Consider the following 1,377-nt stretch of genomic DNA (forward strand, 5'->3'; position numbering starts at 1 on the left):
CGTTCGCTCGCAACCGCCGATGGCAACGGCTGCGCCCAGGCTTGATCGACCAGTGGCCTGACTGGTAATTGACCGATCGCTCGTTGAGCAGACCCCGATGCGTCGGACCGCCCCAGATAAGAACATAAACTTTCACTGCACAACTGCATCATTTACGGTGGCCGTCAGATCACGTGGCTTCGCGGGAGGCCACCCCGTCGGCTTGTGCCAACTCGCCTCCGGCCTACGCCTCATATGATGTTCTTGTTCATCAGCTCGCAGTTTTGCTAGCGGCTTACTTCCGGCCGGCGTTCCGGAGACCGCGCCTCGCGGGTTGGCCCTTGCCATTCGCTAGTGGTTAGCGTTTAATCGGCTAAAACCGGCTGAACGGTGATCTTCCCACAGGGGACTTTCACCCCATTAGTTCATGCCCATGCTGGGCGTACACCAATGCAGGCAAGGCGACGCCTTTTCCGTTGCGGCTGCGCCTTCACTTCAAAGCCGCGCGTGTTGGCGGCGTTATGTTTCTTGACCACACCTTTGAACTGGTGCTATTAATAGTACCAGTTACTTTGATGAGGTGATGGCTATGCATGTGAAGTTTTCGGAGGATGTCGTTCCTCTATCAGACCTGAAGATTAATCCCGGAAAGGTCGTTGGCCGAGCTCAGAATACGCGTCGTCCAATCCTGCTTACCAGTCGCGGTCGAGCTATAGCTGTTGTTCAAGGACTTGAGGATTATGAGAAAACAGCAGAGGAACTTCGGTTTGTAAAGGCGGTGGCGCAAGGACTTATGGATGTGCGAGAGGGTAATACCGTATCTTTGGAGGAAGCCAAAAAAACGCTGGGTATCACGTAAATGGAATTACGCATCGCACAGTCTGCGCTTGAGGATTTGCGGGTGATTCAGGAGTACTACAAAGAGCAGGATGTGCCGCACATCGGTAATGAGTATGTGGCTGCTATTTTGGAGCACTCAGAAATGCTGAAGCTTCATCCTGAAGCTGGCCGAGCCGTCCCTGAATTCAATCTGGATCATATTCGGGAGTTAATTCACTCGCCTTTTCGAGTCGTCTACCTGAGGCAAGTCACTGAGATTGTGATCATTCGAGTTTGGCGGAGTGAAAGGCAACTCGAGTTACCAGAAAACGAAACATAATCGGGTAGCCGGGGGTATCTAACCCCCAGCCCCCACAACACCCTGCATGCGGGTCCGCACAGGGCGTTTCCCGAAAACGCTCAGAGTAAGATGGCCGATTACCTCCTCCTACCCCAATGATGGCTTCTGATTTTGCGCCAACGCTCCTCAGTCCGGTCGGATATGGAATCGTTGGGCTGCACAGGCTCCTCATTGATTTTCGGGTTCAGGCCTTCACCGTGTCCCAACCATTACGATGG

2 protein-coding genes are annotated in these 1,377 nt (G+C 53.5%); both read left to right on the forward strand.

Annotated elements, in window-relative coordinates; translation table 11 throughout:
• Positions 1-568: 568 nt before the first annotated feature.
• Positions 569-838, forward strand: coding sequence for a type II toxin-antitoxin system Phd/YefM family antitoxin (locus tag A3OI_RS0103695; protein WP_018402990.1), 270 nt, complete (start codon positions 569-571; stop codon positions 836-838).
• On the forward strand, positions 839-1,138 hold the full coding sequence (locus tag A3OI_RS0103700) for a type II toxin-antitoxin system RelE/ParE family toxin (protein ID WP_018402991.1): 300 nt from the start codon (positions 839-841) through the stop codon (positions 1,136-1,138). It abuts the gene before it with no gap.
• Positions 1,139-1,377: the final 239 nt, after the last annotated feature.

Origin of the sequence: Marinobacter gelidimuriae (assembly GCF_000372805.1) — a bacterium.
In the GTDB taxonomy this organism is placed as follows: Bacteria; Pseudomonadota; Gammaproteobacteria; order Pseudomonadales; family Oleiphilaceae; genus Marinobacter; species Marinobacter gelidimuriae.

What these genes read in the sequence shown, in the direction of transcription:
- A3OI_RS0103700 (WP_018402991.1), top strand. Translation starts at nt 839, where the DNA reads ATGGAATTACGCATCGCACAGTCTGCGCTTGAGGATTTGCGGGTGATT.
- A3OI_RS0103695 (WP_018402990.1), top strand. Translation starts at nt 569, where the DNA reads ATGCATGTGAAGTTTTCGGAGGATGTCGTTCCTCTATCAGACCTGAAG.